19 protein-coding genes are annotated in these 21,052 nt (G+C 64.6%); 6 read left to right on the top strand and 13 right to left on the bottom strand.

Annotated features, from left to right (window positions below; all coding sequences use genetic code 11):
* Nucleotides 1-89: 89 nt before the first annotated feature.
* From LB551_RS25725 to LB551_RS25715, 3 genes are all read right to left on the bottom strand, one after another.
* Nucleotides 90-503, bottom strand: coding sequence for a c-type cytochrome (locus LB551_RS25725; protein WP_224660947.1), 414 nt, complete (start codon nt 501-503; stop codon nt 90-92).
* Nucleotides 504-552: 49 nt separating this feature from the next.
* Entirely contained in the window at nt 553-2,127 is a 1,575-nt protein-coding gene (locus tag LB551_RS25720; RefSeq protein WP_224660967.1) for a flavin monoamine oxidase family protein, read from the bottom strand.
* A 390-nt stretch (nt 2,128-2,517) separates the two neighbouring features.
* The gene (locus LB551_RS25715) at nt 2,518-3,612 is read right to left on the bottom strand and encodes a LacI family DNA-binding transcriptional regulator (protein WP_224660946.1); all 1,095 of its coding nucleotides are present in this window, start codon (nt 3,610-3,612) and stop codon (nt 2,518-2,520) included.
* Between the two features lie 552 nt (nt 3,613-4,164).
* Between LB551_RS25715 and LB551_RS25710 the strand changes: the two genes are divergently transcribed.
* The 4 genes from LB551_RS25710 (at nt 4,165) to LB551_RS25695 (ending at nt 8,580) form a co-directional block, all read left to right on the top strand.
* Nucleotides 4,165-5,127 carry a sugar-binding protein gene (locus tag LB551_RS25710; RefSeq protein ID WP_140643905.1) on the top strand — a complete coding sequence of 321 codons (963 nt, stop codon included), beginning with the start codon at nt 4,165-4,167 and terminating at the stop codon, nt 5,125-5,127.
* Between the two features lie 116 nt (nt 5,128-5,243).
* Nucleotides 5,244-6,782, top strand: coding sequence for a sugar ABC transporter ATP-binding protein (locus LB551_RS25705; RefSeq protein ID WP_224660966.1), 1,539 nt, complete (start codon nt 5,244-5,246; stop codon nt 6,780-6,782).
* Nucleotides 6,783-6,834: 52 nt separating this feature from the next.
* A complete protein-coding gene (locus tag LB551_RS25700) occupies nt 6,835-7,830 on the top strand; it encodes an ABC transporter permease (protein WP_140550465.1) in 996 nt (331 codons plus the stop codon).
* A gap of 231 nt (nt 7,831-8,061) precedes the next feature.
* On the top strand, nt 8,062-8,580 hold the full coding sequence (locus tag LB551_RS25695; RefSeq protein ID WP_224660965.1) for a DUF2231 domain-containing protein: 519 nt from the start codon (nt 8,062-8,064) through the stop codon (nt 8,578-8,580).
* 60 nt (nt 8,581-8,640) lie between these two features.
* On the opposite strand, the gene phnN is transcribed toward LB551_RS25695, so the two are convergent.
* The 9 genes from phnN to LB551_RS25650 form a co-directional block, all read right to left on the bottom strand.
* The gene (phnN, locus tag LB551_RS25690) at nt 8,641-9,273 is read right to left on the bottom strand and encodes a phosphonate metabolism protein/1,5-bisphosphokinase (PRPP-forming) PhnN (RefSeq protein WP_224660945.1); all 633 of its coding nucleotides are present in this window, start codon (nt 9,271-9,273) and stop codon (nt 8,641-8,643) included.
* Complete coding sequence (locus tag LB551_RS25685) at nt 9,270-10,409, bottom strand: alpha-D-ribose 1-methylphosphonate 5-triphosphate diphosphatase (protein WP_224660944.1); 1,140 nt, start codon at nt 10,407-10,409, stop codon at nt 9,270-9,272. The genes phnN and LB551_RS25685 overlap by 4 nt, the downstream gene beginning before the upstream one ends.
* Before the next feature lie 44 nt (nt 10,410-10,453).
* On the bottom strand, nt 10,454-11,161 hold the full coding sequence (locus LB551_RS25680) for a DUF1045 domain-containing protein (protein WP_224660943.1): 708 nt from the start codon (nt 11,159-11,161) through the stop codon (nt 10,454-10,456).
* Between the two features lie 151 nt (nt 11,162-11,312).
* Nucleotides 11,313-12,125 (bottom strand): 5-deoxy-glucuronate isomerase, encoded by an 813-nt coding sequence (iolB, locus tag LB551_RS25675; RefSeq protein ID WP_224660942.1) that lies wholly within the window; start codon nt 12,123-12,125, stop codon nt 11,313-11,315.
* Between the two features lie 4 nt (nt 12,126-12,129).
* Entirely contained in the window at nt 12,130-12,348 is a 219-nt protein-coding gene (locus LB551_RS25670) for a DUF3329 domain-containing protein (RefSeq protein WP_140491266.1), read from the bottom strand.
* A gap of 40 nt (nt 12,349-12,388) precedes the next feature.
* Nucleotides 12,389-13,306 carry a myo-inosose-2 dehydratase gene (iolE, locus tag LB551_RS25665; protein WP_140550460.1) on the bottom strand — a complete coding sequence of 306 codons (918 nt, stop codon included), beginning with the start codon at nt 13,304-13,306 and terminating at the stop codon, nt 12,389-12,391.
* 144 nt (nt 13,307-13,450) lie between these two features.
* Nucleotides 13,451-15,301 (bottom strand): 3D-(3,5/4)-trihydroxycyclohexane-1,2-dione acylhydrolase (decyclizing), encoded by a 1,851-nt coding sequence (iolD, locus tag LB551_RS25660; protein ID WP_224660941.1) that lies wholly within the window; start codon nt 15,299-15,301, stop codon nt 13,451-13,453.
* A 30-nt stretch (nt 15,302-15,331) separates the two neighbouring features.
* Complete coding sequence (locus LB551_RS25655; RefSeq protein ID WP_224660940.1) at nt 15,332-17,266, bottom strand: bifunctional 5-dehydro-2-deoxygluconokinase/5-dehydro-2-deoxyphosphogluconate aldolase; 1,935 nt, start codon at nt 17,264-17,266, stop codon at nt 15,332-15,334.
* Between the two features lie 142 nt (nt 17,267-17,408).
* Entirely contained in the window at nt 17,409-18,254 is an 846-nt protein-coding gene (locus tag LB551_RS25650; RefSeq protein WP_181172439.1) for a MurR/RpiR family transcriptional regulator, read from the bottom strand.
* Between the two features lie 155 nt (nt 18,255-18,409).
* Between LB551_RS25650 and LB551_RS25645 the strand changes: the two genes are divergently transcribed.
* Nucleotides 18,410-19,519 (top strand): Gfo/Idh/MocA family protein, encoded by a 1,110-nt coding sequence (locus LB551_RS25645; protein ID WP_224660939.1) that lies wholly within the window; start codon nt 18,410-18,412, stop codon nt 19,517-19,519.
* A 19-nt stretch (nt 19,520-19,538) separates the two neighbouring features.
* Here the strand turns inward: LB551_RS25645 and LB551_RS25640 are convergent, their stop codons facing one another.
* The gene (locus LB551_RS25640) at nt 19,539-20,237 is read right to left on the bottom strand and encodes a helix-turn-helix transcriptional regulator (RefSeq protein WP_224660938.1); all 699 of its coding nucleotides are present in this window, start codon (nt 20,235-20,237) and stop codon (nt 19,539-19,541) included.
* 129 nt (nt 20,238-20,366) lie between these two features.
* Between LB551_RS25640 and LB551_RS25635 the strand changes: the two genes are divergently transcribed.
* Complete coding sequence (locus tag LB551_RS25635; protein WP_140550454.1) at nt 20,367-21,002, top strand: LysE family translocator; 636 nt, start codon at nt 20,367-20,369, stop codon at nt 21,000-21,002.
* Nucleotides 21,003-21,052: the final 50 nt, after the last annotated feature.

Genomic DNA, 21,052 nt, shown 5'->3' with positions numbered 1-21,052 from the left:
CCCGTTTCCTTCTGTTCGAGAGGGCGGCGGGCGCCGGAATGCCCGCCGCGCCGTTTGCGTTGCCCCATGTGCGGGCGACGTCCGCCAAATCAGCGGACATCCTTCACGTCCTGCGCCGTCACGGCATCCTTGTAGTCGTTGCCGAAATGCGTCCTGACATAGTTGACCACGGCCGCGACCTGGTCGTCGCTCATCATCTGCCCCACCGGCGGCATGCCGTTTTGCCCGTGCAGGACGAGGGTCACGGGATAGCCGCCCGCCTCCAGGTTCTTGTTCTTGGCCAGCGCCGGATAGTGGCCGGCGCCGACCGCGCCTTGCCCCTTGTCCAGGTGGCAGGCGGCGCAGACATTGGCATAGAGCGCCGCGCCGTCCTTTTCGGTGAAATTGTCGCCCTGGCTGAATGTGACGCCGGCCGAATCGGCGAACGCGCCGGCGGCCGTGAACGCCATGGCGGCGGCCATGGCGGCGATGAAACCGCTGGGTCTTTTGAAGGAGCTGCTCATGATGGGGTGCCTCGCGGGATACGGGGTGAATGAAGGGATCGGCATGGCCTCATCCCTGCATGACGCGCTGGTGCAGGCGGGTGATGGCGTCGAGCGAGGACAGGATCGCGCCCTCCTGCCAGGCGGGAATGTAGGAGGCATGCTCGCCCGCCAGCACGATGCGGCCGTCGATCTGGCACAGATTGTCGTAATGCTCCTTGCGTGCCTCTTCGGTCCAGTCGCCCGCGCAGCCAAGCGTGAAGGGCGAGCGGTGCCATGCCCAGGAAACGCCGGTCTCGAACTCCTGCTTGTATTGCGGGTGAAGCTGCGCGCCGTATTCCACTGCCTTCTGCACGCGCTCCTGCGGGGTCATGGCGGTGAATTCGTAGGAGTTCGGTCCGTTCCACGTGTAGCAGCCGAGCAGCACGCCCTTGCCGCCGGCATTGAAGCCGGTGCTGGGATAGGAGATCTGCGAGATCGGCAGGTTGGTATAGCTGACGCCGCCGAAGATCGATTCGTCCTCCTCCCAGAAACGGCGCTTCATCTGCAGGCCGACCTTGACCGAGGACGCATAGGGCACCGCCCCGATCGCCGCCTGCATGGCGCCGCCGACCTGGATTTCGATCTGGCTGAGGATGGTGAGCGGAATGGTGCACACGCACCAGTCGGCGCTGGCCTCCTGGGCGGTTCCGGGGTTTCTCGCGTCCTCATAGGTCACCGTCACGCCCTTGTCGTTCTGGGCGATCTTGGTGACCTTGGCATTGTAGGTGATGAGGTCGCCGACCTGCTTGGCGAAGGCTTCGCCGATCCTGCCCATGCCGCCGACCGGCTGGAACATGGTGGTCTGGAATTCGTAGAGCGAGAAGTTGGCGAGGCTGCCCCACAGGCGCGAATTCAGCACGTCGGACGCGCTGAGGACCTGACCCGCCACCGGCTCGGCGCTGATGCCGCCGCCCGGCTCCTTCTCGTAGCCGCGGAACTCGGCGGTCGCGAGGCTGGATTTGTAGCTGTAGTCCTTGTCCAGCGCTCCCCAGGACTGCAGCGCCTCGAGCAGCACCTCCTGGTCCTCCTTGGAGACGAGTCCTTCCAGCTGGCCCTTCTTGGCCACCTTGGCCAGCAACTCCGAAGTGTGGCCCTTGAAGTCGGTCTGGATCTCGCGCACGCGCTTCGGCTTGCCGCCGAAGGCCTCCGTCGAATGCAGCAGGGCGTTGTGGTTGGTCTGCTGGAACGGCTCCAGCGTCACCCCGAGCCTCCGGCAATAGGCCAACAGCCCGTTGTGATGGTAAGGGATGCGCCAGGGGCCGGGATTGAGGTAGAGCCCCTCGTCGAACTCGCATTTCTGCGTGTAGCCGCCGAGTTCGGTGACGGTGTCGCCGCCGCGTATCGTCCAGTTGCGGCCGCCGGCGCGGGCATTGTATTCGAGGATCTTCACCTTGTAGCCGGCCTGGCGCAGTTCCAGCGCCGCCAGCATGCCGGCCAGGCCGGCGCCCAGGACGAGCACCGAAGCGCCCTTCGGGTCGCCTTCGAGATTGATGGGTCCCTTGTAATCGGACTCTGCCGCCAGTCCCATGCTGGTCATGGCCTGGTACATTGCGGCGCTGCCCGCCGTGATGCCGATCATTTTGAGAAGGTCGCGCCGGCGCATGCCGGCAAGGGATTGTTCGAGCTGCATGTTCGTCTCCTCGATCGGCGGCACGCCGCGATCCGTCATGCCGCCTGTTGCCGCCGCAAGCTCGAGGCGAGCCCGGTGGACCAGGCAAGGCTATGCCTCCAGCCCAGTCTGTTCAACCAACACGCCGCGCTTGGAACAAATGTCCTCGAACCTTGGCGCAATAGCGCACTCGCGGCGTCGCCGGCCGGCATTTCTCACGCTTTCGCGGCCTTGGGGCCGGGGGCCCGACCGCTTGCTGTGCCAATTGAAAGGGCATGCCTGGCTGGCCCCGACAGCGGGAAAGTCCAGCGGAAATCCCATGGCCGGCCGGCGCTCGCGGCGCCGGGTTTCATGGTCCGAATATTTGCCTTGTCGGCCGGTCGGTCAGCCTGCCACGGCCCGCACGCTCTCCCTCTCCACCAGTGGACATTCCAGCTTGGTGATCGGATAGCGCCCCCGTCCCACCGCTGCCGGCGCTTCGAGCTGTTCGATCGCCCATTGGCCCATCGCCATATGCGGCAGGATCGAGGTGGTGAGCGGCGGGAACAGATGCCTGGCGATTTCCTCGTCGTCATAGCCGACGACCGAAATGTCCTGCGGGATGTGCAGGCCGGCTTCCTTCAGGGCTTCGTAGCAGCCGATCGCCGTGCGGTCGTTCTGGCAGAAGATGGCGGTCGGGCGGTCCTTCAGCGCCAGGAGCTTGACGGTCGCGGCATAGCCGGCGCTGGCCGACCAGTCGCCCTCGACCACCAGTTCGGGATCGAAGGGGATGTCGGCGGTGGCGAGCGCGCGGCGGTAGCCTTTCAGCCGGTCCTGTGCTGCCTGCATCCAGGGCTCGCCGGTGATGGTGGCGATGCGGCGGTGGCCGTGGCTGATCAGGTGCCGGGTGGAGCTCTGGCCGCCGGCGATCTCGGAGGGCACCACGGCGGGGAAGGCATAGTCCGACGTGTAGCAGTTGAGCAGGATCACCGGGATGTCCAGGCTGTAGAGGAAATCGGGCGCCGTGATCTCGCGGGTGAAGATGGTCATGTAGATCAGCGCCGAAATGCCCCGCCGGGTCAGCGCCTCTATGGCGCGCGGCTCCATCACGGCGTCGCCCATCGTCTGCGCCACCAGAAGCACGTTGCCGGCGTTCCACGAGGCCTGGCGCGCGCCCTCGATGGCGACGACGGCTTCCGGGCTGGTGGCGAGCTGGTCGACGGCGAAGCCGATCACCCCGTCCAGCCCGTCGAAGGCGGCAGCCGGCGCCTTCAGCGCCGAGAAGGCCGGCGCGCTGTAGCCCAATGTGCGGGCCGCCTCGATCACCCGCTCGCGGGTCTGCCGCGACAGTTTTATGCCAGGCGAATTGTTGAGCACGAAGGAAACGGTCGCCTGCGAGCAGCCGGCGGCGCGCGCAATGTCGGTCATGGTGACCCGGCCCTTGGGCTTCACCGGCGCCTTGCGGCGCCTTGCCGTCGCGATATCAGTGGTCTCGCTCATTTTGTTCGTGTTCCCCGGCCTGTCCGGCCCGCCCGGCGACCATCAAGGCCGCGCCGGTTTATAGAAATATCGCCTGACTTATATCTATTAGTGGGCGACCGGTCTACTGGCTAGGCGGCTCAGGTAGCTTAAATCACAGCATATGAGCCGACTATCCCCTTTTGCGCCAAGCGATTGCATTCTCGGCCAGCCCGGCGGCGGCACCGCCGGCGCGGTCGCCATCGCCCGCTAAACTAATACCGTTTACTAATACGAAAATGCGCTGTAACGTCGGTCCGTCGCGTTCGATTTCCCTGGGGCGCGGTGCATGCGAATGGCCCGATGGCAAGCGGATAGTACCCCGCGAAGCCTTGTCGCGGACATGTGATATGTCAGACAAATCGGACTATTTACGAACGGGGGATGAGTCTCTAAAGTCCGTCGCCGTGGCTGGAACGACGCCATCTTCAGCGCCGGGAACCCTTGAGGAGGAGGGCGTCCAAGCCGCGAACGGCAAATCAGACAAGTGCAGGATCGGCCGGTCCGACGACCGGCCAAAACGGGAGGTTGAACATGAAATCCTTGATACGCAATGCATCCGTGGCCACCGCGGCGCTGCTGCTCGGCCTGACGGCGAGCACGATCGCGCGCGCCGACGACAAGCCGACGCTGGCCTTCGTGGTCAACGGCGCTTCCGACTTCTGGAAGGCGGCCGAAGCCGGCGTCAAGAAGGCGCAGGGCGAACTGCCCGACTACAATCTCGAGCTGAAATATCCAGAGCAGTCCTCGGTCGCCATCCAGCAGCGGCTTATGGACGATCTGGTCACCGCCGGCGTCAAGGGCATCATGGTCTCGGCCGTCGATCCCAAGACCTCGACCGACGGGCTGAACAAGATCGCCTCGGAAACGGCGCTGTTCACCACCGACTCCGACGCCCCGCAGACCAAGCGCGTCGCCTATATCGGCTCGTCCAATGTCGATGCCGGCAAGCAGGCGGCCGAGATCGCCAAGAAGGCGATGCCGGACGGCGGCAAATGCCTCGGCTTCGTCGGCCTGCTCGGCGCCGACAATGCCAAGGAGCGCATCCAGGGCATGAAGGATGGGCTGGCCGGCACCAAGATCGAACTCGTCGACGTGCGCGGCGACGACATCGACCAGGCCCGCGCCAAGAAGAATGTCGAGGACGCGCTGGTCGCCAGCCCCGACGTCACCTGCATGGTCGGCTTCTACTCCTACAACACGCCGCGCATCTATGAAGCGCTGCGCGATGCCGGCAAGCTCGGCTCGATCACCGTCGTCGGCTTCGACGACGATCCGATCACGCTGGGCGGCGTCAAGGAAGGCACCATTGCCGCCACCGTCGTGCAGCAGCCCTTCGAGTGGGCCTATCAGGGCATGAAGCTGATGGCGTCCTACCTCAAGGGCGACAAGTCGGGCATCCCGGCCAACGGCCTCATCATCATCCCGACCAAGATCATCGGCAAGGATGACGTCGACGCCTACGCCGCCAATCTGAAGGCGATGGCTGGAAATTAAGACCGAAGGCAGTTCAGCCGGCTCAACGTCGCTTGGGCCGGCTGCTCTCGCATTGACGAAGCCTTCGAGGCCAGTCAGTCTGCCAAGAGGTCGGCCCGCCAACGCTGTCAGGCATGATGAATTACTCCGACACATCCATCGCCGCGACCACCCCGTTCCTCAGCCTCGAGAACGTGCGCAAGACTTATCCGGGCGTCGTCGCGCTCGACGGCTTCTCGATGGAGGTCAGGCCGGGCGAGGTCATCGGCCTCGTCGGCGAAAACGGCGCCGGCAAATCCACCTTGATGAAGATCCTCGGCGGCGTGACGCGGCCGGACAGCGGCACCGTCACTGTCGACGGCACCGCCCATGACGGCCTGAGCGTCGAGGGCAGCCTTGGCTCCGGCATCGCCTTCGTCCACCAGGAACTCAACCTCTTCGAGAACCTCGATGTCGCAGCCAACATCTTCTTCGGCCGCGAACCGCTGCGCGCCGGGCCGCTCAAGCTTGTCGACCGCGCAAGGCTGCGCGCCATGGTGGCGCCGCTCCTGAAACGCGTCGGCGCCAATTTCTCCGCCGACACGCCTGTCGCTGAACTGTCGCTCGCCCAGCAGCAGATGGTCGAGATCGCCAAGGCGCTGTCGATCAAGGCAAGGCTGGTCATCCTCGACGAACCGACATCGAGCCTGCCGATCGCCGAGACCGACAAATTGCTCGACGTCATCAAGGCGCTGAAGGCCGACGGCATCAGCGTCATCTTCATTTCGCATCGCCTGCACGAGGTCGAGCGCGTCGCCGATCGCGTCATCGTGCTGCGCGACGGCATGCTGGCCGGCACCTTGCCCAAGCGCGACATCAACCACGACCAGATGGTCAAGCTGATGATCGGCCGGATGCTGAAGGAGCGCGAAAAAGCCTCCGAGGCGGCCCGCGCCCCCGGCGCCGTCGCCCTGTCGGCCAAGGCCATCCGCACCCCGACCTATCCCGGCCGGCCGGTCGATCTCGACGTCAGGCGCGGTGAAATCCTCGGCCTTGCCGGCCTCGTCGGTTCCGGCCGCACCGAGCTGGCGCGGGTGTTCTTCGGCATCGAAAGCAGCCTTGGCGGCACGCTCGAGCTCGCCGGCAAGCCGCTGGGCCTGGGCTCGGCGGCCGATGCCGTCGCGCACGGCATCTTCCTTGTGCCGGAGGACCGCAAGCTGACCGGCATCCTGCTCGACCTGTCGATAGCCCAGAACATTTCGCTGCCCAACCTGCCGGCGCATGCCAGGCGCTCTTTGGTGTCGGCCAGCGCGGAGACCGCCACTGCGGAGAAGCAGAAAAAAGATCTCGGCATCAAGGCGCCGTCGGTGCAGACGCGCACCGGCACGCTGTCGGGCGGCAACCAGCAGAAGGTCGTGCTGGCCAAATGGCTGGCGATGAACCCCAAGGTTATGATCCTCGACGAGCCGACGCGCGGCATCGACATCGGCGCCAAGGCGGAGATCTACGGGCTGATGCGCGCGCTGGCCGACGCCGGCGTCGCCGTGCTGATGATCTCCAGCGACATGGAGGAGGTGATCGGCGTGTCCGACCGCATCGCCGTCATGCATGAGGGCCAGATCTCGGGCATTCTCGACAAGGATCAGTTCAGCCAGGAAAACGTGCTGCTGCTGGCGGTGGGCAAGCAGCCGAAATAGTTTTTGCCGCCGTGGCTGGATGGCCGCGCAGGCAGGCATTGGGGAGAAGACGATGAGCAAGAAAGATCTCGGCCTGCTGATCCTGATCCTGGTGGTCGGCGCCATCGTCGCCATCATCAATCCCCGCTTCCTGCTGCCGATCAACCTCGCCAACACCTCGAACCTCATCGGCCTGTTCGGCATCCTGTCGATCGGCCAGGCCTTCGTCATCATCACCGGCGGCATCGAATTGTCGGTCGGCTCGCTGGTCGCGCTCCTGGGCACGCTGTTCATCGACTTCATCGCCGTGCGCGGCATGGAATGGCCGCTGGCCTTCGTGCTCATCCTGGTGCTCGGCGCCATCATCGGCCTGGCGCATGGCTGGCTGATCACGCGGCTCAAGCTGCAGCCATTCGTGGTGACCTTGTGCGGCCTTTTGATCTATCGCGGCGTCGCCCGCTTCTACACCGCCGACGGCACCGCCGGTTTCGCCTTCGGCCAGAATTTCCCGGAGCTCGAATTCTTGACCGCCGGCCGCTCCTGGGGCGTGCCGAACTCCTTCTTCGCGCTGATCGTCATCGCCATCGTCATGTGGGTGGTGCTGCACCGCTCGGTGTTCGGCCGCTATCTCTACGCCATCGGCAAGAACGAGGAAGCGGCGAAATATTCCGGTATCCGCACCGGGCGTGTCGTCATGGCCGCCTACGTCATCTGCGGCGTGCTGACGGCGTTGTCGGCGATCTATTTCGCCATGTACACGCGCTCCATCTCGCCGGCCAGCCACGGCCAGTTCTACGAGCTTTACGCCATTGCCGCGGCCGTGCTCGGCGGCTTCTCCCTGCGCGGCGGCGAGGGCTCGCTGATCGGCGTCATCCTCGGCACTGTGCTGCTGCAGGAGCTGCAGAACCTCGTCAACCTGCTCGGCATCCCGTCCTCGCTCAACTTCGCGGTGATGGGCGGCGTCATCCTCATCGGCGTGCTGATCGACCAGCAATGGGGCGTGTTCCGCGCGCGGCGGCGCATGGTCGACGCCGCCCGCAAGGGTGCGGTGGGCGCGGCCGCGGAATAATCGGAGGCATAAAGCGGGCGGCTGCCGTGACCGTTGAAAGATAACGCCGTTTCCATCTCGCCCGACCCGCAATTCCGCTCGATTTATCGTCGGCCGTATCTGTGCGGCCCCAAGCGACTTGGGTGCAAAGGGGGGCGGCGTCGCGAAAACGGCCTTGCGAGCTCCCATCCGGATTGGAACGAAACCCTTATCTGGGCGTTGTTCAAAGCTTTTCTATTCGGAGGCATTGTCATGGCCGCGAATCCGCTAAGCACCGCCAAGGTGGGAGGTCATCCCATCCATCCGATGCTCATTCCCTTTCCTGTCGCGTTCCTTGTCGGCGCGTTTCTCACCGATTTGATGTTCTGGGGCACTGCCGACGCCTTTTGGGCACGCGCGTCAATATGGCTGATTGGAGCAGCCATCGTCATGGCTCTCCTGGCGGCGATTGCCGGCTTTATCGATTTCCTGAGCGAGCCGCGCATCCGCGCCCTGACGGACGCCTGGTATCACATGGTCGGCAATTTGACCGCCGTCGTTCTGGCGCTGATCAATTTCTATCTTCGCTACAGCCAAGGCGCCGAAGCGGCAGTTCGCCCGTGGGGAGTGCTGCTTTCATTGATCGTTGTCTGCATCCTGCTGTTTACCGGCTGGAAAGGCTGGGAGATGGTGTACCGCCATCACGTCGCGGTTCTGGACGCGCCGACACAACCGTCGGCAACGCCGTCGGCCAGCACGCGTCGTGCCGATCACGACCGGCACGCGGCATAAAGGGATGTTCAGGTCAGGCGAGCGCCACCTGACATCAATAGCCACCTGACATCAATACCTTTAGTCGATCAGCCCCGACATGTCGGAGAACGCCATCGCCTTGCGCAGCACCTCGGCAAAGCGCTCGCCTGCCGTCTCGCGCGAACCGCTGTTGTCGATCGAGGTGACGCCGGGTCCCGACAGCGTCACAGGGGCGCTTCGCGCCAGGCGTGCCAGAACCTCCCCGCGCGACTCGCGTCCACGCATCGCCAGCCGCTCGGCCAGCACATCGGGCGAAGCGGTGATCTCGACGATGGCCAGGTTGGCATAGCGCTCCCGCAAGGCAGGGATGATCGCGCGCGATACATTGGCGACAGCGACATGGCCGTTGGCCACTGCCCAATCGACCTCGGCCGGCAGGCCGTAGCGCAGGCCGTGCGCTTCCCAGGAAACGGCGAAGGCGCCGTCGGCTTCGGCCTCGATGAAGGCGGCATCGGCCAGCGTGTCGTGATCCTCGCTTGCCGTATCGCTCGGTCTCGTGATGACGCGGCGCACGAATTCCAGCCGCGTCTCGTCAGCGAAAAGCGCCTTGGCCTGGCCGATGATCGTATCCTTGCCGGCGCCGCTCGGGCCCACCACGGCAACGAAGACGCCGTCGCGTATCGGAAACGCCTCGGCCGACAGTTCACGCTCGATCAACGCCGACACCATCATGCGACCCGTCGCCCTTGCCGCCAGACCGTGCGCACCACCGGAACGTGGTCGTCGAGGCGCACGCGCACCAGGTCGGCCCGGCGGCCTTCTTCGATGACGCCGCGATCGGAAAGACCGACGGCCTCGGCCGGGTTCTTGGACACCATCGCCACCGCCTGCGGCAGGGAAATGCTATCGACGACGTCGCCGAGAAAGAAGGCGGACTGGATCAGGCTGAAGGGGATGTAGTCGGACGACAATATGTCGAGCAGGCCGTCGCTGGCCAGCGTGCGCGCCGAGACGTTGCCAGAATGCGAGGCGCCGCGCATGACGTTGGGCGCGCCCATCAGCACGCCGAGCCCGGCATCCTTCGAAGCTCTGGCGGCTTCCTCGGTGGTTGGGAATTCGGCAACGCGCACGCCTTGCTCGATGGCTTCGTCGACATGGCCCGTTGTCGCATCGTCATGGCTCGCAAGCACGATGCCGCGCTCGTGGCAGGCGGCGGCGATGAAGACGCGGTTCGGCCCCGAATTCCGCGCAGATTCGCCCATCCGCTTCTCACAGAATTTCTGGAAATCGTGATCGGTCAGCTTCAGCTTGCGTTGGTAGTAGTAGGCGTAGGTTTCGAGGTTGACGAACTGGCGCTGACCCGGCGCATGGTCCATCAGCGAGGCGAGCTTCACCCGTTCGTCCGTCTCGAAATTGGCGAAGGCCCTGAGGCAATCCGGCGCCGAGACCTCGCAGCGCAGGTGGATGAAATGATCGGCCCGCAATCGATCCATCCGCACGCTGTCCTCGATCGCATCGGCGAGCTTGCGGATGTCGGCGGCGTTGAGATCGGCATCCTCGTCCATGCCGACGCGCAAGGCATCGAGCACGGTGGTGATGCCCGCGGTCGCCACTTGCGCGTCATGGGCAAGCACGGCGGCAATCGGGTTCCACCGCACCTTCGGCCGCGGCGCATAATGGCCTTCGAGATGATCGGTGTGAAGCTCGACCAGCCCCGGAATGATGAAATCGCCAGCCATGTCCTCGCCAGCTCGGACGGCGCCGGCGGATATGTCGGCGATCAGACCGTCACGCATCACGAGCGAGCCGTCGATGATCTCGTCGGCAAGAACGATGCGGGCGTTGCTCAGAATGGTCTCGGCGGTCATTTCAGGCAGTCCTTGGTTTTTTCTGGCCTTTACGGCTTGTTGCTTCAGGCGGTTTTTCTAGCCGGACGGCGCCCGAGCGCGTGCTGGGAAAGCACCATGAACGGGGCGCCGGGTTCGGGCTCGATGAACAACGTCAGCCCGTCCACAGGCACCGGCTGGCGCAGCACCTCGGCGAACAGGCCCTCGATTGCCAGGCGAAGACGAGGGCTTTCCTGTGGCCCGGCCCTGCCGGACAGCGTCATGTGGAAGCGGAAGCTCTCGAAGACATAGGGATAGCCCCATTGGCAGAGATTGCGAAATTCGCCCGGCTTCAGCGAGTCCGGGCTGCGCCGCTCGATCTCGGCCTCTGTCAACGGCGCGCGAAAGCGATCGAAATCGCGCACCACGTCATCGGCGAAGCGATTGAGCGGAGGCAATGGCGCCTCCGGCACCAGTGCGAAGAAACCGTCGATCTGGCTGACGACGAGACGGGGGATCATCACAACCGGCGTCGCCTCGGCAAAGGCGTCGAGCGCTGTGCGCAGCGAGGCTTCGGTTTCGTTGGCCGCCAACCGGAAAGGGGCTTTCAGCGTCGCATGAAAACCATAGCGCCGTGCCGATGCGGTGTGGAAGGCGACTTCCGCCGCCGACAAATCGCCCACCGCCTCCGCCGGTCGCGTCGTGGCGCCGAAGGGGTCACGGCCCAGCCATTTGGCGGCGATCCGCGCCAATTTTTCGTCCTGCCGGGGGGTGAAGTAGATGGCGTAGCGCATCGAAAATCCTCGTCAGCCCGTTGCCATAGGTGATTTCCATGACGGATTGACGAAGCTTTGAAGGGTTTTCGAAGGCAAATCGACCCCGCCGGTCCTTAGCCGACGATTTTTCTGATCTGGACCAACAGGTTCAGCCGCAACTGCGGGCCGGTCAGGCCTTCATCAGCCATTCGTGCTCGGGCGCATTGTGGAATTTCCACGTCCGCTTCGGGCCGGCCATGACGTTGAGGTAGTAGAGGTCGTAGCCATGGCAAGCGGCGCAGGGGTGATAGCCCCTGGGCACCAGCACGACGTCGCCGTCCTCGATCGCCATCGCCTCGTCCAACTGGCGAGAGCCGTCCTTGTCGGCGTCGGTATAGACCCGCTGGAAAGCAAAGCCCTGCGGCGGGTTGAGGCGGTGGTAATAGGTCTCCTCGAGATAGGACTCGGCAGGCAGATTGTCCTGGTCGTGCTTGTGCGGCGGATAGCTCGACGTGTGGCCGCCGGGCGTGATGACCTCGACCACCAGCAGCGAATCGGCCGGCTTGCCCTCGGGCAGGATATTGGTCACGTAGCGCGTATTGGTGCCCTTGCCGCGCACCTCCTGGCCAAGATCGTCGGGTCCGATCACGCGAACCGGCAGGCCGCCGCCGAGGCCGGGCGCCGAGCAGACCGCGAGTTCCAGTCCGGTATCAGCCGTCACCGACCAATCCGATCCCTGCGGCACATAGACAGACCATGGCTTGCCTTCGAAGGGCGACATGCGCTGGCCGAGCAGGCCGAGATCCTTGCCGCCGGCCTTGGCCGTGCCCTTGCCGGTGACGAACACCAGGCAGACTTCGCGATCGTCCGTCTTTCCCGATGCACTTTCGCCTGGCCTCAGCCGATGCAGGTCAAAACCGACATAGGTCCAGCCGGCGCTTTTTGGCGTCACATGGGCGACACGGCCATGGCCCTTGTCGGCCTTCACCAGCAGCTTCGACATCCGATTACTCCTTCGGTTCGACCTCGGCGGGCGCCTTGTTCTCGTCGGCCGGCTTATAGAGATAAAAAAACTGCCAGACGCCATAGCCGGCGAAGCCCAGCGCGATCACGCCCCAGAACGGTGTGCCGCTCGCGAACTCGATGATCGACCAGATGACGCAGACCGCGACGACGGCGACACGCCGCCACAATGGCCGGAAGAAGGGGTGCTCGGAATCTTTCATCGCGGCAACCTACAGCAAGCCCGGCCTGGCGAGAACCCGATCAGACATCGGGAAAGCCCTGCGTCTCGACCGTGTAGCCGGCGGCCGTCATCACCCGCATCAGCTCCTTGTGGCCGACCTGCGCCATCTTGAGCGGCGGGTTCTTCTTCGGGTCCTGTTCGGCCTCGACCACGAACCAGCCTTCATAGCCATGGTCGGCGAAACGCTGCACGATGGCGCCGAAATCCAGCGAGCCGTCGCCCGGCACGGTGAAGGCGCCGAGCGCCACCGCATCGAGGAAGGACTGCTTCGTGCGATCGAGCTTCTCGATCACGCCCATGCGCACATCCTTCACATGCACATGGCTGATGCGCTTGTGATGATTGTCGATGGCGCGCAGCACGTCGCCGCCGGCAAAGGCCAGATGGCCGGCATCGAGCAGCAGCGGAATGCCCGCTCCGGAATGGCGCATGAAGGCGTCGAGCTCCGGCTCGGTCTCGACCACCGCCGCCATGTGGTGATGATAGGAAAGCGGCATGCCCTGCTCGGCGCACCATTCGCCGAATTCGGTCAGGCGCCTGGCATAAGCCTTCATCTCGTCGCCCGAGAGTTTCGGCTTGGTGGCGAGCGGCTTCGAGCGGTCGCCCTGGATCGAGCGGCCGACCTCGCCATAGACGATGCAGGGCGCGTTCACCGCCTTGAACAGATCGATCATCGGCTGGATGCGATCCTTGTTCTTGCTCATCTCCTCATCGACCAGCGTGCCCGAGAACCAGCCACCGCACAGCGTGACGTCGGCCGCCTTCAGGATCGGCAACATCACCTTAGGGTCGTTGGGGAAGCGCCGGCCCATCTCCATTCCGGTGAAGCCGGCCGAGCGCGACTGGCGCAGGCACTCCTCCAACGACACGTCGTCGCTGAGTTCCGCAAGATCGTCGTTCCACCACGCGATGGGGGACATGCCCAGTTTGGCTTTCAAGTCGTCACTCCGGTTTCTTGTTCACCCTCCCCCTTGTGGGGAGGGCCGCTGCGAAGCAGTGGGTGGGGTGCGGCGCCAGCCCCCACCCGGACCTTCGGTCCGACCTCCCCATAAGGGGGAGGTAGGGAGTTGGCAGCGCTAAGATCAATCGCCGACGCTCTGCATCCGCCGTTTTTCATCATAGACCTTGCGCGCCGCGTTCACTTGGCTGCGCTCGGAGACTTCCGGCACCGCCACGTCCCACCAATGGCCGCCGGCATCGGTGGAGACCAGCGGATCGGTGTCGATGACCAGCACCGTGGTGCGGTCGTTGCCTTTCGCCTGAACCAGCGCCGTCTCCAGCCCTGCGATCGACGAGACCTTCTCGGCAATCGCCCCCATGCTCGCGGCGTGCGCGGCAAAATCGACGTCGGGCAGCACCTCGTGGCGCGCATCCTTCAGGAGATTGTTGAAGTTGGCGCCGCCGGTCGCCATCTGCAGCCGGTTGATGCAGCCAAAACCCCTGTTGTCGAGCAGCACGATGGTCAGCTTCAGGCCGAGCATCACCGAGGTGGCGATCTCGGAATTGAGCATCAGGTAGGAGCCGTCGCCGATCATGACGACGACCTCTTCCCCGGGCTTGGCCATCTTGGTGCCGAGCCCGCCGGCGATCTCGTAACCCATGGTCGAGAAACCGTATTCGGCATGATACGAGCCGGGCGCGCCGGCCTGCCAGAGCTTGTGCAATTCGCCCGGCAGCCCGCCGGCGGCATTGAGCAGCGTCACGCCGGATCCCATGGCGCGCTGCACGGCGCCGATCACCTGTGCGTCGGAAGGGTAGGCGGCATTGGTCGACGCCGTCACCTTGGCGGCTTCGGCCTGCCATTCTTTCTTGCCGGCTGCCGCATTCTCGGTCCAGGCTGATGGCGCCTTCCAGCCCTTCAGCGCGGCACCGAGTTCAGCCAAACCTTCGGCCGCGTCGGCCACCAGCGGCGATGCCCGATGCTTGCCGGCATCGAAAGGCTGCACATTCAAGCCGATGATGGTCTTGCCCGAATTCTTGAACAGCGCCCACGAGCCGGTGGTGAAATCCTGCAGGCGCGTGCCGACGGCCAGCACGACATCGGCCTCTTCCGCCAGCCGGTTGGCGGCCGATGTGCCGGTGACGCCGACCGCCGCCATGTTGAGCGGATGATCGTCCGGCAGCGAGGATTTGCCGCCTTGCGTCTCGCAGACCGGAATGCCGGCGCCTTCGACGAATTTCGCCAGTTCGTCCGAGGCCTGCGAATAGAGCACGCCGCCGCCGGCAATCACCAGTGGCTTGCTGGCGCCCTTGAGCGCCGCGACTGCGGCCGCCAATTCAGCCCGATCCGGGCGCGTCCGGCGCTGGCGCCAGACCCGCTCGGCAAAGAAGCTCTCGGGATAGTCATAGGCTTCGGCCTGCACGTCCTGGCAGAGCGACAAGGTCACAGGCCCGCATTCGGCCGGGTCGGTCAGCACGGCCATTGCGCGGCTCAGCGCCGGGATGATCTGCTCCGGCCGCGTGATACGGTCGAAATAGCGCGACACAGGACGGAAGCAGTCGTTGACCGTCGCCGTGCCGTCGGAAAAATCCTCGGCCTGCTGCAGCACCGGGTCGGGAATGCGGTTGGCGAAGACGTCGCCCGGCAGAAACAGGACAGGCAACCTGTTTACATGCGCAAGTGCCGCCGCCGTCACCATGTTGAGCGCGCCGGGCCCGATCGAGGAGGTAGCGGCCATGAAGCGGCGGCGGAAATTGGCCTTGCCATAGGCGATCGCCGCATGCGCCATCGCCTGTTCATTGTGGGCGCGGAAAGTCGGCAGTTCGTCGCGCACCTGGTAGAGCGCCTCGCCGATGCCGGCGACATTGCCATGGCCGAAGATCGCCCAGACGCCGCCGAAGATCGGCACCTTTGCGCCGTCGATCTCGGTCATCTGTTTGCTCAGGAAACGGGTCAGCGCCTGCGCCATCGTCAGGCGGATTGTCTTGCTCATTGGTTTCCTCCGCAGTCCCTGTGCCCGTTCTTATGCTGCTTTACGGCCGCGCGCGGCAAGCCATGCCTCGGTCAGCTGCTCGAAGCGCGATGCCATGTCGGCAATCGCTTCGTCGTCCGACATCCTGCCGGAAAGCCATTGTTCGGCGGCGTTGATGAAGATGGTGCGGCCGACCGCAAAACCCTTGACGATAGGCGCCTTGGCCGTCGCTGCGAAGGCGGCCTCCAATTCGTCCTGCGGGGCCTCCAGGCCGAGCAGTACGACGCCGCGGCACCAGGGGTCGTTCTTCAGGATCACGGCCTCGATCTTCGTCCACGCGCCGCTAGACGCCTGCGGTTCGAGCTTCCACCAATCCGGCTTGATGCCGAGCGCATAGAGTTCTTCCAGCGCACGCGGGATGGTCGTGTCGTCGAGCTTGCCGTGCTTGCCTGCGATGATCTCGATGAGAAGCTCTCTCCCCACTTTCCGCGCGGCCTCGAACAGAGCGCGTAATTTCTGCTGCTGTTCCTCCTTCAGGTCCGGTGGATCGTCGGGGTGATAGAAGCACAGGCATTTGATGCAGTGGTCGACCGGCCATTCGATAAGCTGGGAGCCGATGTCCTGCGAGAATTCGAAACGCAGCGGCCGCGAGCCCGGCAGTTCCACCGGCCGCCCGAGCCAGGCGAAGGGATGCCGGGCGAATTCGAACATCGCCTCGCGGCCATGTCTCTCGTCGAGCAGCATGCCGTAGCCGTCGCGCCCGGCGGCGACCTTGGCCGCCGCTTTCACCGTCAGCACCTTGAAATCCTCGATGCGCGACGCGTCAGCGCCGGTCTTGGCCGCCACGTCCTCGAGCTGCACCCGGTGGTCGCAGGCGAACGCCATCAGCGAGGGAATGTCGTGCCGGCGCGTCGTTGCCCAATGGATGTGGTTGATCGCCTCGTCCTTGCGCAAGGCCAGATGCCTGCTGCCGTGCTCGAGGAAGAACTGCAATTCCTCGAAGGTCGGATATTCCGGCGCGCACAACAGCCGCGACACGGCGAAGGCACCGCAGGCATTGGCCCAGGTCGCCGCCGTGGCAAGGCTTTCGCCGCCCAGCCAGCCGCGCAGGAAGCCCGACATGAAGGCATCGCCGGCGCCGAGCACGTTGTAGATCTCGATGGGAAAACCCTTGCCGACCACGCCGTCCTCGAGATCGTCGCTGATCGGCCCGTCATAGACGATGCAACCCATGGCGCCGCGCTTGAGCACGATGGTGGCCGAGGACAGCGAACGGATCGTCTGCAGCGCGCTCAGGCAGTCGTCGGCGCCCGAGGCGATCATGATCTCTTCCTCGGTACCCACGACGAGGTCGCAATCGGGCAGCACCGTCTTCAACTGCGCCGAGACGCGGTCGGATTTGACGTAGCGCTCGAAGCCCTCGGCGTGGCCGGCCAGGCCCCAGAGGTTCGGCCGGTAGTCGATGTCGAACACGACCTTGCCTCCCTTGGCCTTCATGATGCGGATCGCCTTGCGCTGGGCGGCATCGCTGTTGGGGCGGGAAAAATGCGTGCCGGTGACGACGATCGCGCGAGCCGAGGAAATAAACGCCTCGTCAATGTCCTCCTCAGCCAGCGCCATGTCGGCGCAGTCGGAGCGGTAGAAGATCATCGGCGAGACGCCTTCGCTCTCCACCGAAAGCAGCACCAATGCGGTCAACCGCTCCTTGTCGGTTTTCAGCCCGTCGGTGTTGACGCCTTCGCGCTTCAATTGTTCGCGGATGAAGCGGCCCATCTGCTCGTCACCGACGCGCGTCAGCAGCGCCGAACGCAGGCCGAGCCGCGCCGTGCCGACCGAGATATTGGCCGGGCAGCCGCCGACCGACTTGGCGAAGGAGGTGATGTCCTCCAGCCGCGAGCCGATCTGCTGGCCATAGAGGTCGACGGAAGCGCGACCGATGGTGATGACGTCGAGCGCAGCGTATTTCGCGTCCACGGCTTCGCTCATTGGAACCTCCCGTCGGGCTTGTTGTGTTGGGGTACACGCGCGAGCGGCAGCGTGGCGCCGAAAAATATGAAATAATAATTCCAATCCATAGTCAATATGGAATGAGCATTCCCCGAGCCAGAATCGCCTTTTTGCCAGCCACTCAGGCCTTACGCCCTTTGCCGGTGTTGCGCCGCTTCTCGCCGACGCCAACGGTCAGCGCCATGGCCAACGCCATCGTCGCCGATAGCGAGCGGAAGCCGGCGAAATCCGCCTCGGCAACCTCGAACCAGACGCTGGCGAACTGGGCAAGCGGTGAGAACGAGCTGTCGGTGATGGCAATGATCGGCACGCCCTGTTCCGAAATCGTGCGCGCCTCCTCGATCGTGGCCGGCGCATAGGGTGAGAAGGAGATGGCGACGACGGCGTCCGCCGGCGTCGCAAAGCTGACCATCTCGGCGTTGAGGCCGGCGGCCGATTCGATCAGCTGGTTGCGGATCTTCAACTTGCCCAGCGCATAGGCGATGTAGGACGCCACCGGATAGGAGCGCCGCTTGGCCAGCACATAGATGGTCTGCGCCTTGGCCAGCAGGGAAATCGCTTCTTCCAGGTGCGCGTCGTCCAGCGTGCGCGAAATGTCGTTGAGCGAGGTGCTGGCGGCGGCGACAAAACCGTCGAAGATCGCCCGGTGGCCGGCGCCGCCCTCCGCCTTGGCGCGCAGCGCCTGCAACCGTTCGTCATAGGAGGAGTTGCGCTCGCGCAGCCGCTCGCGAAACACCTGCTGGAGGCTGGTGAAGCCGTCAAAACCGAGCTGCTGGGCAAAGCGGATCAGCGTCGAGGGCTGCACGCCGGCCGAGGCCGCGATGCTGGCGGCGGTGCCGAAGGCGATATCGTCGGGATTGTCGAGCGCATAGGCGGCGATCTGGGCGATGCGCTTGGGCAGGCTTTCGCGCCGATCGAGGATCGTGGCGCGCAGCGTCTCGAAGTCGCGAGGTACCCGTTCGTCCATCGTCGGCCCGTCCAAGCTCATCGGTGAAGCGTCCTCTCTGCCCCATCATAGCGAGGCTGCGCAAGAACACCATAAAAAATGAGGCAGACATTCCATTCCGAACAAAAATGGACTAATTCATCCACGCAGCGTCTATGACAGTGGAGAAACGGAAAATGGTCGGCGTCGGTCTCATCGGCACGGGGTTCATGGGCAAGTGCCACGCCATTGCGTGGAGCGCCGTCGGCGCCGTCTTTCCCGACGACACCAAGCCACGGCTTGTCCATCTCGGCGAGGTCAATGAGGATCTCGCCAGGCGCAAGGCCGGCGAGTTCGGTTTCGCCAGGGCGTCCGGTGACTGGCGCGCCGTCGTCGAGGATCCCGAAGTGGATGTCGTCTCGCTGACCACGCCCAACCAGTTCCATCCGGAAATGGCCATCGCGGTGCTTCAGGCCGGCAAGCATTTGTGGTGCGAAAAGCCGATGGCGCCGAGCTTCGCCGAAGCCGAGGCAATGGCGGAAGCAGCGAAGAAATCCGGCAAGGTGGCGGCGCTCGGCTACAACTACATCCAGAGCCCGGCCATCCGCCATATCGGCGCGCTGCTCGACGAAAAGATCATCGGCAAGGTCAACCATCTGCGCATCGAGATGGACGAGGATTTCATGGCCGATCCCGAGGCGCTGTTCTTCTGGAAGCACGAGGCCGCCTCCGGCTACGGTGCGCTCGACGATTTTGCCGTGCACCCGCTGTCGCTGGTGTCAGCCCTGTTCGGCCGCGTCGCCAGCGTCATCTGCGACATGGCCAGGCCCTATGCCGACCGCAAGCTGGCCGCCGGCGGCCGCCGCGCGGTCGAAACTTACGACATCGCCAGCGTGCTGATGCATCTGGAGAACGGTGTCGCCGGCACTTTGCAGGTCAACCGCTCGGCCTGGGGCCGCAAGGGGCGCATCGCCGTCCAGATCTTCGGCTCCAAGGGCTCGATCCTGTTCGACCAGGAGCGGATGAACGAGTTCCAACTCTACCTCACATCGGACCGCCCGACCGAACAGGGCTATCGCACCATCCTGGTGGCGCCGCAGCACAAGCCTTATGATTTGTTCGTGCCCGCACCCGGGCATAGCCTCGGCTTCAACGATCTCAAGATCATCGAATGCCATGAACTGCTGATGCGGCTTGCCGGCAGACCGGCGCGGCTGATCGAATTCGCCGAAGGGCTGGAGATCGAGCGCACCGTGCATGCGATGGCGCGATCCTTCGAGGAGAAGCGCTGGGTGGAGGTAAGGTAGGTCCGCTGCGCTGGTCGGTTTAGCCGGCGGCCGCTGCATTGACTTCCCATCCACTGACCCAGATCTGCCGCAACCGGTCCCCTTCGCCCTTGAAGCGCAGTCCTGTCGGCTGGCAATCCTCGATGCGGTCGCTGCGGAAATTGCGGATCGCCTGGCGCAGCTCGCACCAGGCGACAATGTTGGCGGTTTCGGCGTAATAGATCAGCGCGATGGGGCGGATGAGACGCTCGGAAGCGCGGCCAAGCTCGTCGCGATAGGAGAGGTCGAGCTTCTCCTCGTCGCGTATGGCGCGGCGCACCAGCGCCAGATCGATCGCACCTGCGGAGGGCGCGGCGAACCCCCACGCATGCAGCGCATTGGCGTCGAGCGTCTGGCGCAAAGGGGGCGGTACGGCGCCGGCGATCTTGGCGCCGACGCGCTTGGCCGCCTGCTTGAGCTCGTCGTCGCCCATGCGTTCCAGCAGGGCGAGCGACAGCACGATCGCCTCCATCTCCTCGATCGAGAACATCAGCGGCGGCAGGTCGAAGCCGGGACGCAAGACATAGCCGATGCCGCGCCCGCCCTCGATCGGCACGCGCATCGCCTGAAGCGCTGCGATGTCGCGATAGATCGAGCGGATCGTCACTTCCAACTGCGCGGCGATCATTGCCGCAGTCACCGGCTGCCGCGCCAGCCGCAGGATCTGGATGATCTCGAACAGGCGTGACGCCTTGCGCATTTTTCTGACCCGGTACCGATCACAACTGACACACCATCGTCAGTTGGGCCAGCCTATAGGACTGCCTATCGGTTTGAAAATCAACAGGTTTCGTCGCGGCTGGGGCGAGCGGGACAACAGGCAACTGACATGGGCTACGCTGAAAATCTCTGGCTGTTCTTTATCCTCCTGTTCGGCATCATCGCCGTTCCGGGCATGGACATGCTGTTCGTGCTGGCCAATGCGCTGACCGGCGGGCGCGACAGGGGCCTTGCCGCGACCGGCGGCATCATGGTCGGCGGCATGGTGCACACGCTGAACGGCGCGATCGGCGTCGGCCTGCTGATGCATTTCATGCCGATCCTGTTCAAGCCGCTGCTGATTGCCGGCGCGGCCTACATGGCCTTCATCGGCGTCACGCTGATGCGCAGCTCCATCACTGTCGGTCACGACGGGCCCGCTGGCAGCCGCTCGGCATGGAAGGCGTTTCGCCAAGGCCTTGTGACCTGCCTGATCAACCCGAAGGCCTATCTCTTCGTGCTTGCCGTCTACCCGCAGTTCCTGAAGCCGGACTACGGCCCGATCTGGATGCAGGCGACGGTGATGGGCCTGCTGACCGTGCTTACGCAGGCCGCGATCTATGGCGGGCTCGCAATATCAGCCGGCCGCAGCCGCAAGCTGCTGATCGCAAATCCGCGAGCGACCATCCTTGCCGGCCGGGCGGCCGGGCTGCTGCTCTTCGCCGTCTCCGTATTCACAGCATGGGAGGGCGTGAGGGCGGCGTAGTCACGGGCTGGACCGAACTGGCGCCCTTCTGGCGCCGGCCGGATCAGGCG

It is taken from the genome of Mesorhizobium sp. BR1-1-2 (assembly GCF_020165435.1).
In the GTDB taxonomy this organism is placed as follows: Bacteria; Pseudomonadota; Alphaproteobacteria; order Rhizobiales; family Rhizobiaceae; genus Mesorhizobium.
The sequence above is the reverse complement of the archived record's forward strand: the minus strand, read 5'-3'. Positions and strand labels throughout refer to the sequence as shown.

Bases quoted from the DNA above. Each gene is read 5' to 3' on its own strand.
- LB551_RS25715 (WP_224660946.1), bottom strand. From the start codon at position 3,612: ATGAGCGAGACCACTGATATCGCGACGGCAAGGCGCCGCAAGGCGCCG.
- LB551_RS25705 (WP_224660966.1), top strand. From the start codon at position 5,244: ATGAATTACTCCGACACATCCATCGCCGCGACCACCCCGTTCCTCAGC.
- LB551_RS25645 (WP_224660939.1), top strand. From the start codon at position 18,410: ATGGTCGGCGTCGGTCTCATCGGCACGGGGTTCATGGGCAAGTGCCAC.
- LB551_RS25725 (WP_224660947.1), bottom strand. From the start codon at position 503: ATGAGCAGCTCCTTCAAAAGACCCAGCGGTTTCATCGCCGCCATGGCC.
- LB551_RS25710 (WP_140643905.1), top strand. From the start codon at position 4,165: ATGAAATCCTTGATACGCAATGCATCCGTGGCCACCGCGGCGCTGCTG.
- LB551_RS25655 (WP_224660940.1), bottom strand. From the start codon at position 17,266: ATGAGCGAAGCCGTGGACGCGAAATACGCTGCGCTCGACGTCATCACC.
- LB551_RS25680 (WP_224660943.1), bottom strand. From the start codon at position 11,161: ATGCGCTACGCCATCTACTTCACCCCCCGGCAGGACGAAAAATTGGCG.
- LB551_RS25720 (WP_224660967.1), bottom strand. From the start codon at position 2,127: ATGCGCCGGCGCGACCTTCTCAAAATGATCGGCATCACGGCGGGCAGC.
- iolD (WP_224660941.1), bottom strand. From the start codon at position 15,301: ATGAGCAAGACAATCCGCCTGACGATGGCGCAGGCGCTGACCCGTTTC.
- LB551_RS25670 (WP_140491266.1), bottom strand. From the start codon at position 12,348: ATGAAAGATTCCGAGCACCCCTTCTTCCGGCCATTGTGGCGGCGTGTC.
- LB551_RS25695 (WP_224660965.1), top strand. From the start codon at position 8,062: ATGGCCGCGAATCCGCTAAGCACCGCCAAGGTGGGAGGTCATCCCATC.
- iolB (WP_224660942.1), bottom strand. From the start codon at position 12,125: ATGTCGAAGCTGCTGGTGAAGGCCGACAAGGGCCATGGCCGTGTCGCC.
- LB551_RS25635 (WP_140550454.1), top strand. From the start codon at position 20,367: ATGGGCTACGCTGAAAATCTCTGGCTGTTCTTTATCCTCCTGTTCGGC.
- LB551_RS25685 (WP_224660944.1), bottom strand. From the start codon at position 10,409: ATGACCGCCGAGACCATTCTGAGCAACGCCCGCATCGTTCTTGCCGAC.
- LB551_RS25640 (WP_224660938.1), bottom strand. From the start codon at position 20,237: ATGCGCAAGGCGTCACGCCTGTTCGAGATCATCCAGATCCTGCGGCTG.
- LB551_RS25650 (WP_181172439.1), bottom strand. From the start codon at position 18,254: ATGGACGAACGGGTACCTCGCGACTTCGAGACGCTGCGCGCCACGATC.
- LB551_RS25700 (WP_140550465.1), top strand. From the start codon at position 6,835: ATGAGCAAGAAAGATCTCGGCCTGCTGATCCTGATCCTGGTGGTCGGC.
- phnN (WP_224660945.1), bottom strand. From the start codon at position 9,273: ATGATGGTGTCGGCGTTGATCGAGCGTGAACTGTCGGCCGAGGCGTTT.